This is a genomic window from Rhodococcus sp. MT28 (assembly GCF_058792695.1).
The window spans coordinates 1-1543 of the sequence record NZ_JBXAFD010000059.1 but is presented as its reverse complement, the minus strand read 5'-3'; the positions used below and the strand labels follow the sequence as shown (position 1 = coordinate 1543).

The 1543-nt window shown below is 62.1% G+C and carries 1 protein-coding gene; it reads left to right on the top strand.

Annotation, left to right across the window (positions count from 1 at the left end):
* The first annotated feature begins 47 nt into the window (after window positions 1-47).
* Window positions 48-1253, top strand: a complete 1206-nt coding sequence (locus AC1Q6C_RS33570; RefSeq protein WP_492667124.1) for an IS4 family transposase — start codon at window positions 48-50, stop codon at window positions 1251-1253.
* Window positions 1254-1543: the final 290 nt, after the last annotated feature.

Genomic DNA, 1543 nt, shown 5'->3' with positions numbered 1-1543 from the left:
TTAGCCTCAATACCGTTCAGTTAGTGACTCATGAGGTATGGTGAGGTGTGCCTCGTAGTGGATGGGTGAAACCGGCCTCGGACCGCCGGCTGTCGGATGTGGTGTCGGTCGGCTTGTTGACCAGGGTGTTTCCTGCCGACCTGGTCGACGAGGTAATCGCCGACTGCGGTCGCACCGAGCAGCGCAGTCGAACGTTGACGGCGCGGGTGACGGCATACTTTTCGATTGGGATGGCATTGAATGCGGAAGGCTCCTACGAGGAGGTCTTCGCGCAGCTCACCGACGGATTGTCGTGGTCGTCGGGATGGTCGAAGACCTGGACTCCGCCGACGAAATCGGCTATCTTCCAAGCCCGTTCACGCCTGGGTCACGAACCGGTCCGGGAGTTGTTCCGCCGGGTCGCCCGACCGCTCGCTGGGGCGGACACCCCAGGATCATGGTTCGCGGGACGCAGATTGGTGGCTATCGACGGCACCTGCCTCGACCTGCCGGACACGCCGGCGAACGACGAGCATTTCGGGCGGCCGCCGTCGAGCCGGGGTGAGCAGTCCGCGTTCCCGCAAGCGAAGCTGGTCGCCGTCGCCGAATGCGGCACCCACGCCGTCTTCGACGCCGAAATCGGGTCGTACCGCACCTCGGAACGGGAGTTGGCGAACAATCTGATCGACCGGCTCGAGCCGGGGATGCTGCTGCTCGCCGATCGAGGTTTCTACGGATTCGACATGTGGACCCGCGCCGCCGCCAGCGGCGCGGACCTGTTGTGGAGAGTGAAATCTACCCTCTCACCCCGACATCTGGAGACTCTCGACGACGGGTCCTGGCTGGCACGGATCATCCCGACGTCGGGGAAGGATCGGCAACACCGAACACCGCTACTGGTCCGGGTGATCGACTACACCCTCGATGACGGGCGGGAGAACCCCGAACAGTACCGGCTGCTGACCACGATCCTCGACCCCGAGGAAGCCGCCGCCGAAGACCTTGCTCTCGCCTACGCGCAGCGATGGGAAATCGAGAACACCTTCGACGAACTGAAAACTCATCAACGCGGCCCACGGAAGGTTCTGCGGTCGAAGTCCCCGCCGCTGGTGTTGCAGGAAATCTGGGGGCACCTGTGCTGTCACTACGCGATTCGCACCCTGATGCTCGATGCCGCCACCGCCGGCGGGCACGACCCTGACCGGGTCTCGTTCGTTGCCGCACTTCGGGTCGCCCGAAGGTCACTGTCGCACAGCTCTTTTTCCCCCTCATGACCATTCTGGGTTCACCCGATTGTGGAATCACGCCGTCGACAAACTGGCGCGCCGGATCAACCCCGCACGCCGACTACGTGCGAACGCTCGCGTCGTCAAACGCAAGATCTTCAAGTGGGCAGCCAAACGCGCACGCCATCAACATCATCCACAACCAACATCATCACCAGAATGCACCATCGTCCGTCACTAACTGAACGGTATTGCCCTTAGCCTGAATCCACCGATAGAACTTCCATTGACCGGAGTGTCTAACTGAAGAAAGTGCCCCCTGAACTGGGATGATTTGA